Below are 21,578 nucleotides of genomic sequence, written 5' to 3' on the forward strand. Positions count from 1 at the left end.
ATGAAGGCGCCGGGCAGGGCGGGGGCCGGGGCGGGCCGCCGTGTGTCAGGCGGTGCGGGGAGGTGCCTCGGCGGACGCCGCTCCGCGCGTGCGCTCGTAGTGGCGGGCCACCCGGGCCCGGTTGCCGCAGGACGGCTTGCACCACTCCTGCCGCCCGTGGCCGCTGACGAAATACCGTACGCAGCGCGGCGCGTGGCAGGCCCGCAGCCGCTCGCGCTGCGGCCCGCTCAGGAAGTCGACGGCATCGCGCGCCAGTGCCGCGACCAGTCGTACGCCCGGATCGTCCTCGGCCGACAACAGGACGGCCGCCGGGGGACCTTCGGCGGGCCAGTGCAGCTGGGGGGCCACGGGCTCCCGGGCGGCGGCCGCGTTGAGGAGGGCCAGGGCCTCGTCGGCGGGCATCAGGCGGTGGGCGTCGGCCGGGCTGGGCGGGGCCGGGCTGACCACCCGCGCGAACAGGGCCCGTACGGCCCGCCGTACGCCGACGACCGCCTCCCTGAGCTGCTCGTCGACGCCGGGCTCCGTGGTGGCTCCGGGTTCTCCGGCCGGAGTCAGGGAGTCCAGCAGTCCGGCCTGACGGCGGATCCACCGGGCCGCCCCCTCGACCGTGTCGAGGTCGTCGAGGACGCCGCCGGCCCCGTCGTGGCGGATGGTGCCTGCCAGTTCCATGACGGGCCGCTCGGTCACCGGCCGCTCCCCTCGCGCCTCTTGAACGTCTGCGCTCCCCACCCTAGAGTCCTAATGGAAGAATGAGAATAAGCGTTAGGCGGGGGAGGGGTTGCTCATGTTGCTCGCCCAGATCAGCGATCTGCACCTGGACGGCGGCGAACGCGCGACACGGCGGGCGGTCCGCGTCATGGACCATCTGCGGGCCCTGCCCCGCCCCGTCGACGCGCTGCTGGTCACCGGGGACATCGCCGACCACGCGACCGAGGCCGAGTACGAGGAGGCGGTACGCCTGCTCGACGCGCCGTTCCCCGTCCTCGCCTGCCCGGGCAACCACGACGCCCGCCCCGCCTACCGCAAGGCGTTCCTCGGCGAGGCCCCGGACACCGCGCCCGTCAACCGGGTCCACCACATCGCCGGAACCGCCATCCTGATGTGCGACTCCACGATCCCCGGCCGCGACGAGGGGCGCCTCGACACCGAGACCCTGGCCTGGATCGACGCCACGCTCGCCGGGCTGCCCGACGGCGTCCCCGCGCTGATCGCCTTCCACCAGCCGCCCGTCGAACTCCACCACCCGCTGCCGGACGCCGGGATGCTCCAGGAGCCCGAGCGGCTCGCCGCCCTGCTCGCCGCCCACCCGCGGGTCGTCGCCGTCCTCACCGGGCACGCCCACACGGCCGCCGCCTCGGTCTTCGGCGGCCGCCCCCTGATCGTCGGACCCGCCGTCACCTGGACCCTGCGCCTGCCCTGGGAGGGCGACCGCCCGGCGGACCGGGACCAGCCGCCGGGCCTGGCGTTCCACGTCCTGGGCGAGGACCGCCGGCTGACCACGCACTTCCGTGTCGTCCTCTGAGCCCCCCGGATCCCGGCGCCCCGATCACCCGGGGAGTTAATCCTCAACTCCCCAGGTGATCGTGTGCGATGATTTGCGCGCCCCCCGGTCGTCGGCAGTCCGGACCGGCCGGCACCCGCCCCCGCCCGTAGCGGCGGCACGCGGCGCGCGCCGCTCTTCTTGACGCACGCTCACACCGAACGCAGGCCAGCGGGGTACGGAACAAGCCGATACAGCGCTGCTCGACCCCAAGGACAGACAGCCATGACCACCGCCTCCCTGCCCCGGAACTCCGAACGTCCGGAATCGGCCGCCGCCACGCCCCAGCACCACGGCCTCTTCCTGGAGCCCCGCTTCGCCGTGGACCCGACCGCGACGGACGACGACGAGGACTTCGACGCCCCGTACGACGCGCCGCCCGCGCCCACCACCTCGGCCAGGGAGCCGGAGCGGACCAACCGCCGCCCCCGCCGCCGCTGATCCCGACGACGGCCCCCGGCCCGTAAAACCGCTGGAGGCCGCGCCGCCCGGACGGTAGCCTCATCTCATGGCCGGCCCCGAGTCCGACAGACTCCGGCCACCGGTGCGCCGGTGGCCGTGTTCGTGCTGAGCGTCGCCGGCTGACCCCACGGGTCACCGGCCCCCTTCACCACGGCCGCACGCCCCCTCGGCTCACCGCGGGTTCGGGCCGTTCCCTCTCGCGCACGCGCTGAAGCACCGCCGTACGCGAGGTTCGTGCCACCGGCCGATTGTCACCGCCGGGCACCTCTCCGTGCCACCGGCCGATCACCGCCGGGCACTTCTCCGCGCCGCCCCGCCGGGCCACCGGCGGACGTCCGCGCGGCCCGCATCCCCGCACCCGGTCTGTCTGTCCACCCGACGGTTCCGTCCAAGGGGCTACTCACCCATGCCAATCGCCGTCTACGTCCTCGGGCTCGCTGTCTTCGCCCAGGGCACCTCCGAATTCATGCTGTCCGGGCTCGTCTCCGGCATCGCCGCCGACCTCGACGTCTCCCTCTCCGCCGCCGGCCTCCTCACCTCCGCCTTCGCCGTCGGGATGGTCGTCGGCGCACCCCTGATGGCGCTCTTCAGCCGCACCTGGCCCCGCCGACGCGCCCTGCTCCTCTTCCTCGCGGTCTTCGTCGCCGTCCACGTCGTCGGCGCTCTCACCCCGAGTTACGGGGTTCTCCTCGCGACCCGCTTCGTCGGGGCCCTCGCCAACGCGGGCTTCTGGGCGGTCGCGCTGACCACGGCCGTCTCGATGGTCCCGGACCGGCTGAAGGGCCGGGCCACCGCCGTGGTGGTCGGCGGCGTGACGATCGCCTGCGTGGTGGGCGTACCGGCCGGTGCGGTGATGGGGGAGCGGTGGGGGTGGCGGTCGGCCTTCTGGGCGGTCGCGATCGTCTCGCTGCCCGCCGTCCTCGCGGTCCTGCGCTCCATCCCGGGCGGCCGGGGTACGGACCCGGCCGCCGCACCCGTACCCGTACGGCACGAACTGCGGGCGCTGACCGGGCCCCGGCTGCGGCCGGTCCTGCTCACGATGGCGCTGGTGCAGGGGGCGACCTTCTGCACGTTCTCCTACCTGGAGCCGCTCCTCACCCGGGAGACGGGGCTGGGCGCGGGGTGGGTGCCGGTGGCCCTGGCGCTCTTCGGGGCGGGCTCCTTCGCCGGGGTCACGGTGGCGGGCCGGTTCGCCGACGCCCGCCCGGTCGCCGTCGTCGCCACGGGCATGACGGCCCTCGCCCTCGGCTGGGCGGCCCTCGCCCTGGCGGCGGGCCGCCCGGCGCTCGCCCTGGCGCTGATCCCGCTCCTCGGCATGCTCGCCTTCGGTACGGGCACCGCTCTGATCACCCGGGTCCTGGGCCTGGCGTCCGGGGCCCCGACGCTGGCCGGGGCCTTCTCGACGACTGCGTTCAACCTGGGGGCGACGGTGGGCCCGTGGGCGGGCGGCCTGGCCCTGGACGCCGGGTTCGGCTACCGGGCGCCGGTCTGGGTGAGCGCCCTGCTGATGGCGGCGGCCCTGCTCGTCGCCGCGACGACGGCGAAGGGCCGCCGCCCCCGAGCGGGGGAGCGGCGGCCCTCAGCGGCTGTCCGGTGACCCCGGACGCCGGTGCGTCAGAGAACGCGGACCGCGCCGGTCGGCCGGTCGTAGTCCATGGAGCGCTGCACCGTACCGGTGCTGGAGTTCTGCGCACCGACGAACTGGCCGCCGCCGACGTAGATCGCGACGTGGTAGGCGCTGCCCGCGCTGCCCCAGTAGAGGATGTCGCCGGGCTGGAGGTTGTTCAGGGAGACCTGGGTGCCGAAGGTCGACTGGGACTGCGAGACGCGCGGCAGGTCGATGCCCGCCGTGCGGTACGCGGCCTGGACCAGACCCGAGCAGTCCCACGCGTTGGGGCCGGTGCCGCCGGACACGTACGCGTCACCGACCTGGGCCTTGGCGAACGCCACGATGGAGGCGGCGGAGCCGCTCACGTTCGAGGAGGAGGGGGCGGAGGCCGAGCTGCCCGAGGAGTCCGAGGAGTTCGAGGAACCGGAGGAAGCGCTGAGCGTCGTGCGCTCGGAGGTCCGGGAGGCGCGCTCGGCGCGCTCCTTGGCCTCGGCCTCGGCCTTCGCCTTGGCGGCGGCTTCGGCCTTCTTCTCGGCCTCGGCCTTGCGGACGGCCTCGGCGTGGGCCTTCTTGGCCGTCTTCGCGGCCTTCTCGGCCGCGGCGTCCTCGTAGGCCCGCGTCTCCAGGTCGAGGGCGACCTGCTGCGTGGCCTGAGCGGAGGCGGCCACAGCGGTGGAGAAGCCGGACGTGATCGTGGGCATCTCGATCGTCTGGGTCACCGGCTCGGCCTGGGCCGGACCGGCGGCACCCGCGACCGCGATGGTGCTGAGGACGCCACCGGCAACTCCGGCTCGCAGCGCCGACTTCGAGGCGCTCTGACGGGGCTTCCGGTGGCTGGGTATGTGAGCGGTGTGGGACATGGGTACTAGCGCTATCAGGGCTGTAGGGGTCCCATCAAGAAACGTGTGTTGCGACACAGTTACGTTCGGAATCTGTGAATCCGCTTTCCGGGCGCCTTTATTGACGCCGTAACGGGCAAATCGGGCAGCCGTCATCAGGCCCGTGATCACTGCCTTTCGGCAATACGCCCGAATTGCCCGTCGCTTACCATCCGTTCACACCGATGGCCAAGCCCGGTTTTCCGGGGCGCCGTGCCGTGTGGCGCAGGTCACGGCGTGAGGTCGCCGGGGCGGGCAACCCTCGCGGCCGTGTTCCGCGTGGCCGCCCGCGGTCGCCCCGTCGGCGGAAGTGGCGGCTCCGCTCGCGTGCCGGGCGGCCGGCCGGGCGGGGCGGTCTTCGGGTGGAGGGGGCGGACGGGCGGCCTCCGGGTGCGCGATCCGGAACTTCGTGAATGCGTGCACATGTCCCCATCGGTCCTCGCCACCCCCGTCCGGGTTGGCCGCAGGCCTCGGCCGACGCCCATATCACCTCACGGCAGTCCATCGCCAATTTGCTTGTAGGGGCTGTCGATTGATAGCGCAGCACGCCTTTGACCAGCGGTAACACCGGTGAATGTCACGTCTCGTGATCACTCGGCCGCTTCGCGTACGAAGATCACCGCTGATACGACTTCATGATCGTTCGTCAGGTGGTGGAGATCACAAAGCCGTTGTCGTACCCCGTGTCGCAGATCACAGGGGGGCGGGCATAGGATGCGGGGCAGTCGGGCTTGTGAACTGCCTCACATGTGCACGATCTTGGTGAGGTGGCGAGCCGGTCGCCCGATGCGGTCCACAGGTCAAGGACGACTGGAAGGAGCGAGGAGCGTGAATGCCTACGCGCCCATCCTCGTGCTCGGCGCCCTCGGGGCAGGGTTTGCGATCTTCTCCGTGGTCATGGCCACGCTTATCGGCCCCAAGCGGTACAACCGGGCAAAGCTCGAAGCGTACGAGTGCGGTATCGAACCCACCCCGACTCCCGCCGGAGGCGGCCGCTTCCCGATCAAGTACTACCTGACGGCGATGCTTTTCATCGTCTTCGACATCGAGATCGTCTTCCTCTATCCCTGGGCGGTCTCCTTCGACGCCCTCGGGATCTTCGGGCTCGTGGAGATGCTGCTCTTCGTGCTCACCGTCTTCGTCGCCTACGCGTATGTGTGGCGTCGGGGCGGCCTGGAATGGGACTGAGGGGCTGAGGGGCACACCATGGGACTCGAAGAGAAACTGCCGAGCGGCTTCGTTCTGACCACGGTCGAGCAGGCCGCGGGCTGGGTGCGGAAGTCGTCCGTCTTCCCGGCCACGTTCGGACTGGCCTGCTGCGCCATCGAGATGATGACGACCGGCGCGGGCCGCTACGACCTGGCCCGGTTCGGGATGGAGGTCTTCCGCGGATCGCCGCGACAGGCTGACCTGATGATCGTCGCGGGGCGGGTGAGCCAGAAGATGGCGCCCGTCCTGCGGCAGGTCTACGACCAGATGCCGAATCCCAAGTGGGTCATCTCCATGGGAGTTTGTGCGTCATCGGGTGGGATGTTCAACAATTACGCCATTGTGCAGGGTGTTGATCACATTGTCCCGGTCGATATCTATCTGCCGGGTTGTCCGCCGCGCCCCGAGATGCTGCTGGACGCCATCCTCAAGCTCCACCAGAAGATCCAGGACGGGAAACTCGGGGTCAACGCGGAGGAGGCCGCCCGCGAGGCGGAGGAAGCGGCCCTCAAGGCACTGCCCCTGATCGAGATGAAGGGGCTGCTGCGGTGACCGAGAACTCCGACGCGAACGGCGAGCGGAACGGCGACGCCGTACCCGCCCCGCGCGACACCGGCGGCGAGGTCATCCGCGTCCGCAAGGGCATGTTCGGCGCGAACAACGGCGGCGACACCTCCGGCTACGGCGGCCTCATCCGCACCGTCACCCTTCCGGGAGCCGCCTCCCGGCCGTACGGCGGCTGGTTCGACGAGGTGGCCGACGAGCTCGAAGGGGCCCTGGAGGAACAGGACCTGCTCCCCTCCCACGCCATCGAGAAGACGGTCGTCGACCGCGACGAGCTGACCTTCCACATCGCCCGCGAGCACCTGGTCCAGGTCGCCCGCACCCTGCGCGACGACCCCGCGCTGCGCTTCGAACTCTGTACGGGCGTGAGCGGCGTCCACTTCCTGGGCGACAAGGGCCGCGAGCTGCACGCCGTCTACCACCTGCGCTCCCTCACCCACGGCCGGCTGATCCGGCTGGAGGTGTCCGCCCCGGACAGCGACCCGCACATCCCGTCGCTCGTCGAGGTCTACCCGACCAACGACTGGCACGAGCGCGAGGCCTACGACTTCTTCGGGCTCGTCTTCGACGGGCACCCGGCCCTGACCCGGATCATGATGCCGGACGACTGGCAGGGCTTCCCGCAGCGCAAGGACTACCCCCTCGGCGGCATCGCCGTCGAGTACAAGGGCGCCCAGATCCCGGCTCCGGACCAGCGGAGGTCGTACTCCTGATGACCACTCCCCACGCGACACCCCGTGCCACGACCGAGGGGACTGTATATACAGTCACCGGCGGCGACTGGGACGAGGTCGTCGAATCCGCGGTGAAGTCCGACGACGAGCGCATCATCGTCAACATGGGCCCCCAGCACCCGTCCACGCACGGCGTGCTGCGCCTCATCCTGGAGATCGACGGCGAGACCGTCACCGAGGCCCGCTGCGGCATCGGCTACCTCCACACCGGCATCGAGAAGAACCTCGAATTCCGCAACTGGACGCAGGGCACCACCTACGTCACGCGGATGGACTACCTGACGCCGTTCTTCAACGAGACGGCGTACTGCCTGGGCGTCGAGAAGCTCCTCGGCATCGAGGACCAGATCCCCGACCGGGCCACCGTCCTGCGCGTCCTGCTGATGGAGCTCAACCGGCTCGCCTCGCACCTGGTGTGCATCGCCACCGGCGGCATGGAGCTGGGCGCGACCACGATCATGATCTACGGCTTCCGCGATCGTGAACTGGTTCTCGACCTCTTCGAGCTCTTCACCGGCCTGCGGATGAACCACGCGTTCGTCCGGCCCGGCGGCCTCGCCCAGGACCTGCCCCCGGGCGCGGTCGACCAGCTGCGCGAGTTCATCAAGACCATGAAGAAGAACCTGCCGGAGTACGACAAGCTCGCCACCGGCAACCCCATCTTCAAGGCCCGGATGAAGGACGTCGGCTACCTCGACCTCACCGGCTGCATGGCGCTCGGCGCCACCGGCCCGGTGCTGCGCTCCGCCGGACTCCCGCACGACCTGCGCAAGAGCGACCCCTACTGCGGCTACGAGACCTACGACTTCGAGGTCCCGACCGCCGACACCTGCGACTCCTACGGACGCTTCCTCATCCGCCTGGAGGAGATGCGCCAGTCGCTGCGCATCATCGAGCAGTGCATCGACCGCCTGGAGCCCGGGCCGGTCATGGTCGCCGACAAGAAGATCGCCTGGCCCGCCCAGCTCGCCATGGGCCCCGACGGTCTCGGCAACTCGCTCGACCACATCCGGAACATCATGGGCACCTCCATGGAAGCCCTGATCCACCACTTCAAGCTGGTGACCGAGGGCTTCCGGGTCCCGGCCGGACAGACGTACACCGCCGTCGAGTCCCCCAAGGGCGAACTCGGCGTCCACGTCGTCTCCGACGGCGGCACCCGCCCCTACCGGGTCCACTTCCGCGACCCGTCCTTCACCAACCTGCAGGCCATGGCGGCGATGTGCGAAGGCGGCCAGGTCGCCGACGTCATCGTCGCCGTCGCGTCCATCGACCCCGTGATGGGAGGCGTCGACCGGTGACCACATCACGCCAAGACGTCAGTCTGGGGATGCCGCAGCTCCCCCCCACCCCCTACCCGGCCGAGGTGCGCGCCCGGCTCGACGCGGACGCGAAGGAGGTGCTCGCCCGCTACCCCGGCAGCCGCTCCGCCCTCCTGCCGCTGCTGCACCTCGTGCAGTCCGAGGAGGGATACGTCTCCCGTACGGGCATGGCCTTCTGCGCCGAGACGCTCGACCTCACCACCGCCGAGGTCACCGCCGTCGCGACGTTCTACTCCATGTACCGGCGCAGGCCGAGCGGCGACTACCAGGTCGGCGTCTGCACCAACACCCTGTGCGCGGTCATGGGCGGCGACGCCATCTTCGAGACGCTCAAGGAGCACCTCGGCGTCGGCAACAACGAGACCACCGAGGACGGCAAGGTCACGCTCGAACACATCGAGTGCAACGCCGCCTGCGACTTCGCGCCCGTCGTGATGGTCAACTGGGAGTTCTTCGACAACCAGACGCCCCGGAGCGCCACGCAGCTCGTCGACGACCTGATCGCCGGCCGGACCGTCGAGCCCACCCGGGGCGCGCCGATCTGCTCGTACAAGGAGACGGCCCGCATCCTGGCCGGCTTCCCCGACGAGCGGCCCGGCGCCGTCGAAGCGACCGGTGGCGCGGGCCCCGCCTCCCTCGTCGGGCTGAAGCTGGCCAAGGGCGAGGCGCTTCCGCAGGCGCGCGTGGTCTCCCCGCGCGTCGGACAGCCCCAGGACGCGCAGCCGCAGGACGCGCAGCCGCACGACCCTTCGCCGTCCGAGCACCTCAGCTCGCACGACGCACCGCAGCAGACCTCGGCGTCCGACCCGGAGCACCCGGCCGGGCCCGCAGCCGAGGAGGGGGAGTGATGACCTTGGCCGCCGAGATCGACCACAACGGGACGAGCCCCGAGAAGCTGCTCGCACCGGTCCTCTCCGCCTTCTGGGACCAGCCCGAATCCTGGACCCTGGACACCTACCGCCGTCACGAGGGCTACGAAGGGCTGCGCAAGGCCCTGGCCATGACGCCCGACGACCTCATCGCGTACGTCAAGGACTCCGGTCTGCGCGGACGCGGCGGCGCGGGCTTCCCCACCGGGATGAAATGGCAGTTCATCCCGCAGGGCGACGGCAAACCGCACTACCTGGTGGTCAACGCCGACGAGTCGGAGCCGGGGACCTGCAAGGACATCCCGCTCCTCTTCGCGAACCCGCACAGCCTCATCGAGGGCATGGTGATCGCCTGTTACGCGATCCGTTCGTCGCACGCGTTCATCTATCTGCGCGGTGAGGTCGTCCCCGTGCTGCGACGTCTGCACGAGGCGGTACGAGAGGCGTACGAGGCGGGCTATCTGGGGACGAACATCCTGGGTTCAGGACTCGATCTGGAACTCACGGTGCACGCGGGCGCCGGTGCGTACATCTGTGGTGAGGAAACCGCGCTGCTCGACTCTCTCGAAGGACGGCGTGGCCAGCCCCGGCTTCGACCCCCCTTCCCCGCGGTCGCCGGTCTGTACGCCTGCCCCACTGTGGTGAACAACGTCGAGTCCATCGCCTCGGTTCCCGCGATCCTGAACAAGGGCAAGGACTGGTTCAGGTCGATGGGCAGCGAGAAGTCCCCGGGCTTCACGCTCTACTCGCTCAGCGGCCATGTCACCAGCCCCGGCCAGTACGAGGCCCCGCTCGGCATCACGCTGCGCCAGCTCCTCGACATGAGCGGCGGCATCCGGGCCGGTCACCGCCTGAAGTTCTGGACCCCGGGCGGCTCCTCCACCCCGATGTTCACCGACGAGCACCTCGACGTCCCCCTCGACTACGAGGGCGTCGGCGCCGCCGGGTCCATGCTCGGGACCAAGGCGCTCCAGTGCTTCGACGAGACGACCTGCGTCGTGCGGGCCGTCACCCGCTGGACCGAGTTCTACGCCCACGAGTCCTGCGGCAAGTGCACACCCTGCCGCGAAGGGACGTACTGGCTCGTCCAGCTGCTCCGCGACATCGAGGCCGGCAAGGGCGAGATGGCCGACCTCGACAAGCTCAACGACATCGCCGACAACATCAACGGCAAGTCGTTCTGCGCGCTCGGCGACGGCGCCGCCTCGCCGATCTTCTCCTCGCTCCAGTACTTCCGCGAGGAGTACGAGCAGCACATCACCGGCAAGGGCTGCCCCTTCGACCCCGCCCGGTCCACGGCCTGGGCCGACGACAAGAACACCGACGGCAAGAACGCTCACCGGGGGGTGAACGCATGACAGTCACCACGAGTGCGCCCTCCGGGGGCGGCGAGGCGGCGGTCCCGCCCGAGGACCTGGTCACGCTGACCATCGACGGCATCGAGATCAGCGTCCCCAAGGGGACCCTGGTCATCCGCGCCGCCGAGCTCCTCGGCATCGAGATCCCGCGCTTCTGCGACCACCCGCTCCTCGACCCCGCCGGCGCCTGCCGCCAGTGCATCGTCGAGGTCGAGGGCCAGCGCAAGCCGATGGCCTCCTGCACCATCACCTGCACCGACGGCATGGTCGTCAAGTCGCAGATCACCTCTCCTGTCGCCGACAAGGCGCAGAAGGGCGTGATGGAGCTGCTGCTGATCAACCATCCGCTGGACTGCCCCGTCTGCGACAAGGGCGGCGAGTGCCCGCTGCAGAACCAGGCGATGTCGCACGGCGCCGCCGACTCCCGCTTCGAGGGCAAGAAGCGGACCTTCGAGAAGCCCGTCCCGATCTCCACCCAGGTGCTGCTGGACCGCGAGCGGTGCGTGCTCTGCGCGCGCTGCACCCGGTTCTCCAACCAGGTGGCGGGCGACCCGATGATCGAACTGATCGAGCGCGGCGCCCTCCAGCAGGTCGGCACCGGGGTGGGCGACCCCTTCGAGTCGTACTTCTCCGGCAACACCATCCAGATCTGCCCGGTCGGCGCGCTGACCTCGGCGGCGTACCGCTTCCGCTCCCGCCCCTTCGACCTGGTCTCCACCCCCTCGGTGTGCGAGCAGTGCGCGGGCGGCTGCTCGACCCGGACCGACCACCGGCGCGGCAAGGTCATGCGCCGCCTCGCGGCCAACGACCCCGAGGTCAACGAGGAGTGGCTCTGCGACAAGGGGCGGTTCGGCTTCCGCTACGCCCAGCAGCGCGACCGGCTCACCACCCCGCTGGTCCGCAACGCCGAGGGCGTCCTGGAACCGGCGAGCTGGCCCGAGGCGCTGGAGGCAGCGGCGGCCGGACTCCTCGCCGCCCGCGGCCGTACCGGCGTCCTGACCGGCGGCCGGCTGACCGTCGAGGACGCCTACGCCTACAGCAAGTTCGCCCGGGTCGCCCTGGACACCAACGACGTCGACTTCCGCTCCCGCGTCCACAGCGCCGAGGAGGCCGACTTCCTGGCCGCCCGGGTCGCCGGACGCGGCCGGGACCTGGACGGCGAGGGGGTCACGTACACCGCGCTGGAGAAGGCCCCGGCGGTCCTGCTCGTCGGGTTCGAGTCCGAGGAGGAGGCGCCCGGCGTCTTCCTGCGGCTGCGCAAGGCCCATCGCAAGAGCGGTCAGAGGACCTTCGCGCTCGCCTCGCACGCCACCCGGGGCCTGGTGAAGGCGGGCGGCACCCTGCTGCCCGCCGCCCCCGGCACCGAGACCGAGTGGCTGGACGCGCTCGCGGGCGGCGTCGGCCTGGAGGCCGAAGGGGCCGCCGCCGCCGAGGCGCTCCGCGCGGAGCACTCCCTGATCATCGTCGGTGAGCGGCTCGCCGGAGTGCCCGGCGCACTGTCCGCCGCCGTCCGCACCGCCACCGCCACCGGCGCACGCCTGGTGTGGATCCCGCGCCGGGCCGGCGACCGGGGCGCGGTGGAGGCGGGCGCGCTCCCCACCCTGCTGCCCGGTGGCCGCCCCGCCACCGACCCGCGGGCCCGCGAGGAGGTCGCGGAGCTGTGGCGGGTCGCCGAACTGCCCACCCGCCACGGCCGCGACACCGGCCAGATCGTCGAGGCCGCGGCCACCGGCGAACTGGGCGCGCTGCTCGTCGCCGGGGTCGGGGTCGAGGACCTGCCCGACCCGAACCGCGCCATCCAGGCGCTGAACGAGGTCGGCTTCCTGGTCTCGCTGGAACTGCGGCCGAGCGCGGTCTCCGCCCGGGCGGACGTGGTCTTCCCGGTCGCCGCCGTCGCGGAGAAGTCCGGCACCTTCCTCAACTGGGAGGGCCGGGTCCGGATGTTCCAGGCGGCGCTCAAGCCCGAGCAGATGTCCCGGACGCTCGCGCCGACGGACTCCCGGGTGCTGCACATGCTGGCCGACGCCATGGACGTGCACTTCGCCCTGCCGGACCTGACCGCCGCCCGCCGCGAGCTGGACCGGCTCGGCGGCTGGGAGGGCGGCCACGCCGAGGACCCGCGCGAGAGCGCGCGGCCGCTGCCCCGGCCCGGCGACGGCGAGGCGGTCCTCGCGGGCCACCGGATGCTGCTCGACCTCGGCCGGCTCCAGGACGGCGACACCGCGCTCGCCGGGACCCGGCACGCGGCCGTCGCCCGGCTCTCGGCGGTCACCGCCGCCGAGTCCGGCGTCAAGGACGGCGACCTGCTCGCCGTCACCGGCCCCGCGGGCACCGTCGAACTGCCCCTCGCGGTCACCGACATGCCGGACCGGGTGGTCTGGGTGCCGCTGAACTCGGTGGGGCGCGGCATCCCCGCCGACACCGGCGCGACCCCCGGAGGCCTGGTGCGGATCGGCCCCGCCGCCGCACCGAGTGCTCCCGTCGAACCATCGGAGGTACGAGCGTGACTGGCCTCGCCGCACTCACGACGGCGCCCGAGCGCGTCGTCCTCGCCGCCGAGGATCTCTCGATGTTCGGCACCGACCCCTGGTGGCTCGTCGTCATCAAGGCGGTCTTCTGCTTCGCGTTCCTGATGCTGATCGTGCTGTTCTCCATCGTGTGGGAGCGCAAGGTCGTCGCCTGGATGCAGCTGCGCATCGGCCCCAACCGGCACGGCCCCTGGGGGCTGCTCCAGTCGCTCGCCGACGGCGTCAAGCTGATGCTGAAGGAAGACGTGATCGTCAAGCGCGCGGACAAGGCGGTCTACGTCCTGGCGCCGATCCTCGCCGCGATCCCGGCCTTCATGGCGATCGCGGTGATCCCCTTCGGCCCGGCGGGCAACGAGATCTCGATCTTCGGGCAGCGCACCACGATGCAGCTCACCGACCTCCCGATCGCCGCGCTGTACATCCTCGCCGTCGGCGCGGTCGGGGTGTACGGCTTCGTCCTCGGCGGCTGGTCCTCGGGCTCGACCTACCCCCTGCTCGGCGGAATCCGTTCGTCCGCGCAGATGATCTCGTACGAGATCGCCATGGGCGCGGCCTTCGCCTCGGTCTTCCTCTACTCCGGGTCGATGTCCACCTCGACGATCGTGGAGGCGCAGGCGGACCGCTGGTACATCATGCTGCTGCCGGTCTCGTTCATCATCTACATGGTGACCATGGTCGGTGAGGCCAGCCGGGCGCCGTTCGACATGCCGGAGTCCGAGGGCGACCTGGTCGGCGGGTTCAACACCGAGTACAGCTCCATCAAGTTCGCGATGTTCATGCTCGCCGAGTACATCCACATGGTGACCGTGTCGATGATCGCGGTGACGCTGTTCCTCGGCGGCTGGCGGGCCCCGTACCCGATCTCGGCGTTCTGGGAGGGCGCGAACCACGGCTGGTGGCCGATGCTCTGGTTCTTCCTGAAGCTCCAGGTGCTGATCTTCTTCTTCATCTGGCTGCGCGGCACGCTTCCCCGCGTGCGCTACGACCAGTTGATGAAGCTGGGCTGGAAGGTCCTCATCCCGGTCTCGGTGGTCTGGCTGATGCTCGTCGCCACCGTCCGGGCCCTGCGCAACGAGGGCTACGACTTCTCCCGGATCGTGCTGTACGTCGGGGCGGTCGTGATCGCGATCCTGCTGGTCTCGTTCGTCGTCGACATGTTCCGCGACCGCAGGAACCGGGCCGAGGAGGAAGCGGCCGGACCGGAGCCCGCCTTCGATCCGATGGCGGGCGGGTTCCCGGTGCCTCCGCTGCCCGGACAGACCCTGCCGCCGGTGCCCAGGCGCACACCACGACGGGAGCGGGAGCTCGTTGTCAGTGGTGGAGCGGATACTCAGAGTGACGAAAGCGCGAGTGACGGAAAGGAGGCCGGCGGTGTCTGAGAAACCAGAGCTCACGGGCTCATCGGGATCCGCTGGGTCCTCGGGGCAGGCGGGTGAGCCGGGGGAGAAGTTCCAGAACCCCGTGGCCGGTTTCGGCGTGACCTTCAAGGCCATGTTCAAGAAGCGGCTCACCGAGCAGTATCCGGAGACGCCGAAGGTGACGGCGCCCCGCTTCCACGGCCGTCACCAGCTCAACCGCCACCCGGACGGCCTGGAGAAGTGCGTCGGCTGCGAGCTGTGCGCCTGGGCCTGCCCGGCGGACGCGATCTACGTGGAGGGCGCGGACAACACCGAGGAGGAGCGCTACTCCCCGGGCGAGCGCTACGGCCGCGTCTACCAGATCAACTACGCGCGCTGCATCCTGTGCGGACTCTGCATCGAGGCCTGCCCCACCCGGGCGCTGACGATGACGAACGAGTTCGAGCTGGCCAACACCACCCGCGAGAGCCTCATCTACACCAAGGACGAGCTGCTCGCGGGCCTGGAGGAGGGCATGGTCGACAGCCCGCACGCGATCTTCCCCGGCATGGACGAACAGGACTACTACCGGGGCGTGGTCACCGAGGCCGCCCCCGGCACGGTCCGTCAGACGGCCGTGTCCAAGGGCGAGGGCGACAAGCCCGACGAGGACCCCATCGAGTCCACTCGGGCCGCCGACGCCACCCGGCCGGGCAAGGGGGTGGGGGAGTGAACGCGCTGGCCGCAGCCACCACCACCTCGACCGGCGAGGCCTTCCAGTTCTGGATCCTGGGCACCGTCGCCGTGATCGGCGCGCTCGCCACGGTGCTGATGAAGAAGTCCGTGCACAGCGCTCTGTCGCTCGCCGGGACCATGATCGTCCTCGCGGTCTTCTACCTCGCCAACGGCGCGTATTTCCTCGGCATCGTCCAGATCGTCGTCTACACCGGCGCGATCATGATGCTGTTCCTCTTCGTCGTCATGCTCGTCGGCGTCACCGCCGCCGACTCCCTCAAGGAGACCCTCAAGGGGCAGCGCTGGCTGGCCCTCGGGTGCGCTCTCGGGTTCGCCGTGCTGCTGATCGCGGGCATCGGCAACGCCTCCCTGTCCACCTTCAACGGGCTCGGCGCGGCCAACGCCCGCCACGGCGGCAACGTCGAGGGAATCGCCAACCTCATCTTCACCAAGTACGTCTTCGCCTTCGAGATCACCGGCGCCCTGCTGATCACCGCGACGGTCGGCGCGATGGTGCTCACGCACCGCGAGCGCACCGAACGGGCCAAGACCCAGCGGGAGATGTCCGAGGAGCGCGTGCGCGGCAAGCACCTCCCGCCGCTCCCCGCCCCCGGCGTCTACGCCCGGCACAACGCGGTGGACATCCCCGGTCTGCTCCCCGACGGCACGCCGTCCGAGCTCACCGTCATGCAGACGCTGCGGCAGCGCGGCCAGATCCGTGATGTCTCGCAGCAGTCCCTCGCCGATCTCAAGGCGCTGGAGCAGCGCTCCGGGGAGCGGCTCGGACGTGAGGACGCGGACGCCGTGGAGCGCGGAGCCAATCCCCCGTCCGCGGCGGAGAATTCGGAGGCCGCCAAGTGAACCCGGTCAACTACCTCTACCTCGCGGCCCTGCTGTTCGCGATCGGCGCCTCCGGGGTGCTGATCAGGCGGAACACGATCGTGCTGTTCATGTGCGTCGAGCTGATGCTCAACGCCTGCAATCTGGCGCTCGTCACGTTCTCCCGGATGCACGGCAACCTCGACGGGCAGATCGTCGCGTTCTTCACGATGGTCGTCGCCGCCGCGGAAGTCGTCGTCGGACTCGCGATCATCGTGTCGTTGTTCCGCTCCCGCCACTCGGCCTCGGTCGACGACGCCAGCCTGATGAAGCTGTAAGGGGTCGGAAACGTGGAGAACCTGATTGCGCTGCTCGTCGCGGCGCCCCTGCTCGGAGCGGCGGTCCTGCTCTGCGGCGGACGCCGCCTGGACAAGACCGGCCACTGGCTCGGCACCGTCCTGGCCGGAGCCTCGTTCGTCGTCGGACTCGTTCTGTTCACCGACATGCTGGGGAAGGACGCCGAGGACCGGGCCCTGCACCAGCACCTGTTCAGCTGGATTCCGGTGGAGGGCTTCCAGGCCGACATCGCCTTCCAGCTCGACCAGTTGTCGATGACGTTCGTCCTGCTCATCACCGGTGTGGGCACGCTGATCCACATCTACTCCATCGGCTACATGGAGCACGACGAGCGCAGGCGCCGCTTCTTCGGCTATCTCAACCTGTTCCTCGCGGCGATGCTCATCCTGGTCATCGCCGACAACTACCTGCTGCTGTACGTCGGGTGGGAGGGCGTCGGTCTGGCGTCGTTCCTGCTCATCGGTTTCTGGCAGCACAAGCCCACCGCGGCCACCGCCGCGAAGAAGGCCTTCCTGGTCAACCGGGTCGGCGACATGGGCCTGTCGATCGCCATCATGCTGATGTTCACCACCTTCGGCACCTTCGCCTTCGGGCCGGTGCTGGAGTCGGCGGGCGAGACGAGCCAGGGCAAGCTGACCGCCATCGGGCTGATGCTGCTGCTGGCCGCCTGCGGCAAGTCGGCCCAGGTGCCGCTGCAGTCCTGGCTCGGCGACGCGATGGAGGGCCCGACCCCGGTCTCCGCCCTCATCCACGCCGCGACCATGGTCACCGCCGGTGTCTATCTGATCGTCCGCTCCGGCGCCATCTTCAACGCCGCCCCGGACGCCCAGCTGGTCGTCGTCATCGTCGGCGCGGTCACACTGATCTTCGGTGCGGTCGTCGGTTGCGCGAAGGACGACATCAAGAAGGCCCTGGCCGGCTCCACGATGTCGCAGATCGGCTACATGATCCTGGCCGCGGGGCTCGGTCCCATCGGCTACATCTTCGCGATCATGCACCTGGTGACGCACGGCTTCTTCAAGGCCGGGCTCTTCCTCGGCGCGGGCTCCGTCATGCACGGCATGAACGACGAGGTCGACATGCGCAAGTACGGCGGCCTGCGGACGTACATGCCGGTCACCTTCGTCACCTTCGGCCTCGGCTATCTGGCCATCATCGGCTTCCCCGGCCTGTCCGGCTTCTTCTCCAAGGACAAGATCATCGAGGCGGCCTTCGCCAAGGGCGGCACCGAGGGCTGGATCCTCGGCTCCGTGGCCCTGCTGGGCGCCGCGATCACCGCGTTCTACATGACGCGCGTGATGCTGATGACGTTCTTCGGCGAGAAGCGCTGGCAGCCGGACGCCCAGGGCCACGCGCCGCACCCGCACGAGTCCCCGAAGTCGATGACGATCCCGATGATCGTGCTGGCCTTCGGCTCCGTCTTCGCCGGCGGGTTCTTCGCCATCGGTGACCGGTTCATCAACTGGCTGGAGCCCGTCACCGGGTACGACCACGGGCACGCCCCGCTGAGCGCGGCCACGGTCACCGGAGCCACCGTGGTGGCCCTGGTCATCGGCGTCGGGATCGCCTGGGCGATGTACGGGCGCAAGCCCGTGCCCGTCGTCGCCCCGCGCGGCTCGGTCCTCACCCGGGCCGCCCGCCGCGATCTCCTCCAGGACGACTTCAACCACGTGGTCCTGGTCCGCGGCGGCGAGCACCTCACCCGCTCGCTGGTCTACGTGGACCACTCCCTGGTCGACGGCGTCGTCAACGGCACGGCCGCCTCGGTCGGCGGGCTCTCCGGCCGGCTGCGCAAGATGCAGAACGGCTACGCCCGCACCTACGCGGTCTCGATGTTCGGCGGTACGGCGGTCGTCATCGCCGCGACCCTGCTGATGAGGGCGGTCTGATCACATGTCCTTTCCCCTCCTGACCGCGACGGCGGCGCTCCCGGCGATCGGCGCCATCGCCACCGCGGCGGTCCCCGCCGCGCGGCGCACCGCGGCCAAATGGCTCGCGCTGCTCTTCTCGCTCGGCACGCTCGTCCTGGCGGCCGTCGTCTTCCTCCGCTTCGAGCCGGGCGGCGACCGCTACCAGCTCACCGAGTCCCGGTCCTGGATCGCCGACTTCGGCGTCCGCTACGAGCTGGGCGTGGACGGCATCGGGGTGGCGCTCCTCGGCCTCACCGCGCTGCTGATCCCGTTCGTCATCGTCGCGGGCTGGCACGACGCCGACCCCCAGGAGACGAAGTCCTCGCGCTGGCGTCCGACGCAGGGCTTCTTCGCCCTGATCCTCATGGTCGAGGCCATGGTGATCCTGTCGTTCGTCGCCACCGACGTCTTCCTCTTCTACATCCTGTTCGAAGCCATGCTCATCCCGATGTACTTCCTCATCGGCGGCTTCGGCGATCGGGCCCACGCGGGCACCGACGAGAACGCCGCGACCCAGCGTTCCTACGCGGCGGTCAAGTTCCTCCTCTACAACCTGGCCGGTGGCCTGATCATGCTGGCCGCCGTCATCGGGCTGTACGTGGTCGCGGGCAGTTTCTCGCTCTCCGAGATCGCCGAGGCCCGGGCCAACGGCTCCCTGGAGATGGCGACCAGCACCGAGCGGTGGCTCTTCCTCGGGTTCTTCCTCGCCTTCGCGATCAAGGCCCCGCTGTGGCCGCTGCACACCTGGCTGCCCAACGCGATGGGCGAGGCGACCGCCCCGGTCGCCGTGCTGATCACCGCGATCGTCGACAAGGTCGGCACCTTCGCGATGCTCCGCTTCTGCCTCGGGCTCTTCCCGGAGGCCAGCAAGTGGGCGACGCCGGTGGTCATCACCCTGGCGCTCGTCTCCATCGTGTACGGGGCGCTGCTCGCGGTCGGCCAGCGCGACATCAAGCGGCTCATCGCCTACGCCTCGATCTCGCACTTCGGCTTCATCATCCTGGGCATCTTCGCGATGACGAGCCAGGGCCAGTCGGGCGCCACGCTCTACATGGTCAACCACGGGATCTCGACGGCCGCGCTGCTGCTGGTCGCCGGATTCCTCATCACCCGGCGCGGATCACGGCTCATCGCGGACTACGGCGGGGTGCAGAAGGTCGCCCCCGTGCTGGCCGGGACGTTCCTCATCGGCGGGCTCGCCACCCTGTCGCTGCCCGGACTCGCCCCGTTCGTCAGTGAGTTCCTGGTCCTCGTCGGCACGTTCAGCGCGTATCCGGTGGCGGGCATCATCGCCACCTCCGGCATCGTGCTCGCCGCGCTCTACGTACTGGTCCTCTACCAGCGCACGATGACCGGGCCGGTGCGGGAATCGGTCCGGTCCATGCCGGATCTCAGGGCCCGGGAGCTGGCGGTCGCGGTTCCGCTGATCGCCGTGCTGATCTTCCTGGGCGTCTTCCCGAAGCCGCTCACCGAGGTCGTCAACCCGGCGGTGGAGCACACCATGTCCGACGTACAGAAGAAGGACCCCCAGCCCGAGGTGGAGGCCGCCAAGTGAGCGCAACAGCTGTCCACAGTCTGTGGACGACGGCGAGCGGGGTGACATCGGCGGCACCGGGCAGCACGTTCACGGCGCCGAAGATCGAGTACACCCAGCTGATGCCGGTCCTGATCATCGTGGTCGCCGCCGTCCTGGGCATCCTGGTGGAGGCCTTCGTGCCGCGCCGGGCCCGCTACCACACCCAGCTCTTCCTGACCGTGGTCGCGGTCGCCGCCTCGTTCGCCGCGATCGTCGGCCTCGCGGCCGGGGGATACGGCACGACGAAGGCCCAGATCGCGGCCATGGGCGCCATCGCGATCGACGGCCCCACCCTGTTCCTCCAGGGCACCGTTCTCCTGGTCGCCATGGTGGCGGTGTTCACCTTCGCCGAGCGCCGGCTGGACCCCACCGCCCACGGCAACCGGGTCGACTCCTTCGCCGCCCAGGCCGGAGCCGTACCGGGCGGTGAGGGCGAGAAGGCCGCGGTCCGGGCCGGCTTCGCCACCACCGAGGTCTTTCCGCTCCTCCTCTTCTCGGTGGCGGGGCTGCTGGTCTTCCCGGCCGCCAACGACCTGCTGACCCTGTTCATCGCGCTGGAGGTCTTCTCCCTCCCGCTCTACCTCCTGTGTGCCGTGGCCCGCCGCAAGCGGCTGCTGTCGCAGGAGGCCGCCGTGAAGTACTTCCTGCTCGGCGCGTTCTCCTCGGCGTTCTTCCTCTTCGGGATCGCCCTCCTCTACGGCTACGCGGGCTCCCTCGCGTACGCCGACATCGCCAACGTCGTCGACGGGTCGGTCCTGGAGATCGACCCGGCCCTCGCCGACACCATGGGCAACGACGCGCTGCTGCTCATCGGCGGCGCGATGATCCTGGTCGGCCTGCTCTTCAAGGTCGGTGCGATCCCGTTCCACATGTGGACCCCGGACGTCTACCAGGGCGCCCCGACCCCGGTCACCGGCTTCATGGCCGCCGCCACGAAGGTCGCGGCGTTCGGCGCGATGCTGCGCCTGCTGTACGTGGCGCTGCCGGGCCTCGCCTGGGACCTGCGGCCGGTCATGTGGGCGGTGGCCATCATCACGATGCTGGGCGGCGCGGTCGTCGCGATCACCCAGACCGACATCAAGCGGCTGCTGGCCTACTCCTCGATCGCGCACGCGGGCTTCATCCTCGCGGGCGTCATCGCGGCCAGCCCGGAGGGCATCTCCTCGGTCCTCTTCTACCTGCTGGCCTACTCCTTCGTGACGGTCGGCGCGTTCGCCGTCGTCACGCTGGTGCGGGACGCGGGCGGCGAGGCCACCCACCTGTCGAAGTGGGCCGGGCTCGGCCGGCGCTCGCCGCTGGTCGCCGCGGTCTTCGCGGTGTTCCTGCTGGCCTTCGCGGGCATCCCGCTGACCTCCGGGTTCTCCGGGAAGTTCGCGGTGTTCAAGGCGGCCGCCGAGGGCGGGGCCGGCGGGCTGGTCGTCGTCGGTGTGCTCTCCTCGGCCGTCGCGGCGTTCTTCTACCTCCGGGTCATCGTCCTGATGTTCTTCAGCGAGCCGAAGGCGGACGGCCCCACGGTCGCCGTCCCGTCCCCGCTGACCATGACGACGATCGCGGTCGGCGTCGCCGTCACCCTGGTGCTGGGCCTGGCCCCGCAGTTCTTCCTGGACCTGGCGAGCCAGGCGGGAGTGTTCGTGCGGTAGCCCGCGCGGTACGCGGATCAGCAGCGCCGGACGGTCGGGTTCTCCCGGACCGTCCGGCGTTGTCGTTGCCTCCGCCTATCGTGGACGGGGACGAGAGCAGGACGGACAGGGCCGGGCGTGCGGACCTCGGG

At 70.4% G+C, this 21,578-nt stretch carries 19 protein-coding genes; 17 read left to right on the forward strand and 2 right to left on the reverse strand.

Annotated features, from left to right (window positions below):
- Positions 1-45: 45 nt before the first annotated feature.
- Complete coding sequence (locus tag PSQ21_RS20775) at positions 46-669, reverse strand: CGNR zinc finger domain-containing protein (protein WP_274035865.1); 624 nt, start codon at positions 667-669, stop codon at positions 46-48.
- 115 nt (positions 670-784) lie between these two features.
- On the opposite strand from PSQ21_RS20775, the gene PSQ21_RS20780 reads away from it, so the two are divergent.
- From PSQ21_RS20780 to PSQ21_RS20790, 3 genes are all read left to right on the forward strand, one after another.
- Positions 785-1,522, forward strand: coding sequence for a phosphodiesterase (locus PSQ21_RS20780; protein WP_274032125.1), 738 nt, complete (start codon positions 785-787; stop codon positions 1,520-1,522).
- A 243-nt stretch (positions 1,523-1,765) separates the two neighbouring features.
- Entirely contained in the window at positions 1,766-1,981 is a 216-nt protein-coding gene (locus PSQ21_RS20785; protein WP_274032126.1) for a hypothetical protein, read from the forward strand.
- Between the two features lie 427 nt (positions 1,982-2,408).
- A complete protein-coding gene (locus tag PSQ21_RS20790; protein WP_274032127.1) occupies positions 2,409-3,599 on the forward strand; it encodes a Cmx/CmrA family chloramphenicol efflux MFS transporter in 1,191 nt (396 codons plus the stop codon).
- A gap of 17 nt (positions 3,600-3,616) precedes the next feature.
- On the opposite strand, the gene PSQ21_RS20795 is transcribed toward PSQ21_RS20790, so the two are convergent.
- Positions 3,617-4,471 carry a C40 family peptidase gene (locus PSQ21_RS20795; RefSeq protein ID WP_274032128.1) on the reverse strand — a complete coding sequence of 285 codons (855 nt, stop codon included), beginning with the start codon at positions 4,469-4,471 and terminating at the stop codon, positions 3,617-3,619.
- 846 nt (positions 4,472-5,317) lie between these two features.
- Here PSQ21_RS20795 and PSQ21_RS20800 point away from each other — a divergent pair.
- Genes PSQ21_RS20800 through nuoN form a run of 14 tightly spaced genes read left to right on the forward strand, consistent with a single transcriptional unit; the run spans position 5,318 to position 21,447 of the window.
- Complete coding sequence (locus PSQ21_RS20800) at positions 5,318-5,677, forward strand: NADH-quinone oxidoreductase subunit A (protein ID WP_003967084.1); 360 nt, start codon at positions 5,318-5,320, stop codon at positions 5,675-5,677.
- Between the two features lie 18 nt (positions 5,678-5,695).
- Positions 5,696-6,250: a NuoB/complex I 20 kDa subunit family protein gene (locus PSQ21_RS20805; protein ID WP_018490715.1), complete on the forward strand. Its 555-nt coding sequence runs from the start codon at positions 5,696-5,698 to the stop codon at positions 6,248-6,250.
- The gene (locus tag PSQ21_RS20810) at positions 6,247-6,975 is read left to right on the forward strand and encodes an NADH-quinone oxidoreductase subunit C (protein ID WP_274032129.1); all 729 of its coding nucleotides are present in this window, start codon (positions 6,247-6,249) and stop codon (positions 6,973-6,975) included. Before PSQ21_RS20805 ends, PSQ21_RS20810 begins: the two co-directional genes overlap by 4 nt.
- Positions 6,975-8,297, forward strand: a complete 1,323-nt coding sequence (locus PSQ21_RS20815; protein ID WP_097871324.1) for an NADH-quinone oxidoreductase subunit D — start codon at positions 6,975-6,977, stop codon at positions 8,295-8,297. Before PSQ21_RS20810 ends, PSQ21_RS20815 begins: the two co-directional genes overlap by 1 nt.
- Before the next feature lie 29 nt (positions 8,298-8,326).
- A complete protein-coding gene (nuoE, locus tag PSQ21_RS20820) occupies positions 8,327-9,166 on the forward strand; it encodes an NADH-quinone oxidoreductase subunit NuoE (protein ID WP_274032130.1) in 840 nt (279 codons plus the stop codon).
- Complete coding sequence (gene nuoF, locus PSQ21_RS20825; protein WP_274032131.1) at positions 9,163-10,545, forward strand: NADH-quinone oxidoreductase subunit NuoF; 1,383 nt, start codon at positions 9,163-9,165, stop codon at positions 10,543-10,545. The genes nuoE and nuoF overlap by 4 nt, the downstream gene beginning before the upstream one ends.
- On the forward strand, positions 10,542-13,052 hold the full coding sequence (locus PSQ21_RS20830) for an NADH-quinone oxidoreductase subunit G (protein ID WP_274032132.1): 2,511 nt from the start codon (positions 10,542-10,544) through the stop codon (positions 13,050-13,052). The genes nuoF and PSQ21_RS20830 overlap by 4 nt, the downstream gene beginning before the upstream one ends.
- Entirely contained in the window at positions 13,049-14,452 is a 1,404-nt protein-coding gene (nuoH, locus tag PSQ21_RS20835; protein WP_274032133.1) for an NADH-quinone oxidoreductase subunit NuoH, read from the forward strand. The genes PSQ21_RS20830 and nuoH overlap by 4 nt, the downstream gene beginning before the upstream one ends.
- Positions 14,445-15,143, forward strand: coding sequence for an NADH-quinone oxidoreductase subunit NuoI (nuoI, locus tag PSQ21_RS20840; RefSeq protein ID WP_274032134.1), 699 nt, complete (start codon positions 14,445-14,447; stop codon positions 15,141-15,143). The genes nuoH and nuoI overlap by 8 nt, the downstream gene beginning before the upstream one ends.
- Positions 15,140-16,006: an NADH-quinone oxidoreductase subunit J gene (locus PSQ21_RS20845; protein WP_274032135.1), complete on the forward strand. Its 867-nt coding sequence runs from the start codon at positions 15,140-15,142 to the stop codon at positions 16,004-16,006. Before nuoI ends, PSQ21_RS20845 begins: the two co-directional genes overlap by 4 nt.
- Complete coding sequence (gene nuoK, locus PSQ21_RS20850; protein ID WP_018960446.1) at positions 16,003-16,302, forward strand: NADH-quinone oxidoreductase subunit NuoK; 300 nt, start codon at positions 16,003-16,005, stop codon at positions 16,300-16,302. The genes PSQ21_RS20845 and nuoK overlap by 4 nt, the downstream gene beginning before the upstream one ends.
- Positions 16,303-16,314: 12 nt before the next feature.
- Positions 16,315-18,210, forward strand: coding sequence for an NADH-quinone oxidoreductase subunit L (gene nuoL, locus PSQ21_RS20855; protein ID WP_274032136.1), 1,896 nt, complete (start codon positions 16,315-16,317; stop codon positions 18,208-18,210).
- 4 nt (positions 18,211-18,214) lie between these two features.
- Entirely contained in the window at positions 18,215-19,786 is a 1,572-nt protein-coding gene (locus tag PSQ21_RS20860; RefSeq protein WP_274032137.1) for an NADH-quinone oxidoreductase subunit M, read from the forward strand.
- Complete coding sequence (gene nuoN, locus PSQ21_RS20865) at positions 19,783-21,447, forward strand: NADH-quinone oxidoreductase subunit NuoN (protein ID WP_274032138.1); 1,665 nt, start codon at positions 19,783-19,785, stop codon at positions 21,445-21,447. The genes PSQ21_RS20860 and nuoN overlap by 4 nt, the downstream gene beginning before the upstream one ends.
- Positions 21,448-21,578: the final 131 nt, after the last annotated feature.

It is taken from the genome of Streptomyces sp. MMBL 11-1 (assembly GCF_028622875.1).
Classification (GTDB): domain Bacteria; phylum Actinomycetota; class Actinomycetes; order Streptomycetales; family Streptomycetaceae; genus Streptomyces.

Coding starts and splice junctions, on each gene's coding strand:
- PSQ21_RS20775 (WP_274035865.1), bottom strand. CDS start 669: ATGGAACTGGCAGGCACCATCCGCCACGACGGGGCCGGCGGCGTCCTC.
- PSQ21_RS20780 (WP_274032125.1), top strand. CDS start 785: ATGTTGCTCGCCCAGATCAGCGATCTGCACCTGGACGGCGGCGAACGC.
- PSQ21_RS20785 (WP_274032126.1), top strand. CDS start 1,766: ATGACCACCGCCTCCCTGCCCCGGAACTCCGAACGTCCGGAATCGGCC.
- PSQ21_RS20790 (WP_274032127.1), top strand. CDS start 2,409: ATGCCAATCGCCGTCTACGTCCTCGGGCTCGCTGTCTTCGCCCAGGGC.
- PSQ21_RS20795 (WP_274032128.1), bottom strand. CDS start 4,471: ATGTCCCACACCGCTCACATACCCAGCCACCGGAAGCCCCGTCAGAGC.
- PSQ21_RS20805 (WP_018490715.1), top strand. CDS start 5,696: ATGGGACTCGAAGAGAAACTGCCGAGCGGCTTCGTTCTGACCACGGTC.
- PSQ21_RS20815 (WP_097871324.1), top strand. CDS start 6,975: ATGACCACTCCCCACGCGACACCCCGTGCCACGACCGAGGGGACTGTA.
- nuoE (WP_274032130.1), top strand. CDS start 8,327: ATGCCGCAGCTCCCCCCCACCCCCTACCCGGCCGAGGTGCGCGCCCGG.
- PSQ21_RS20830 (WP_274032132.1), top strand. CDS start 10,542: ATGACAGTCACCACGAGTGCGCCCTCCGGGGGCGGCGAGGCGGCGGTC.
- PSQ21_RS20860 (WP_274032137.1), top strand. CDS start 18,215: ATGTCCTTTCCCCTCCTGACCGCGACGGCGGCGCTCCCGGCGATCGGC.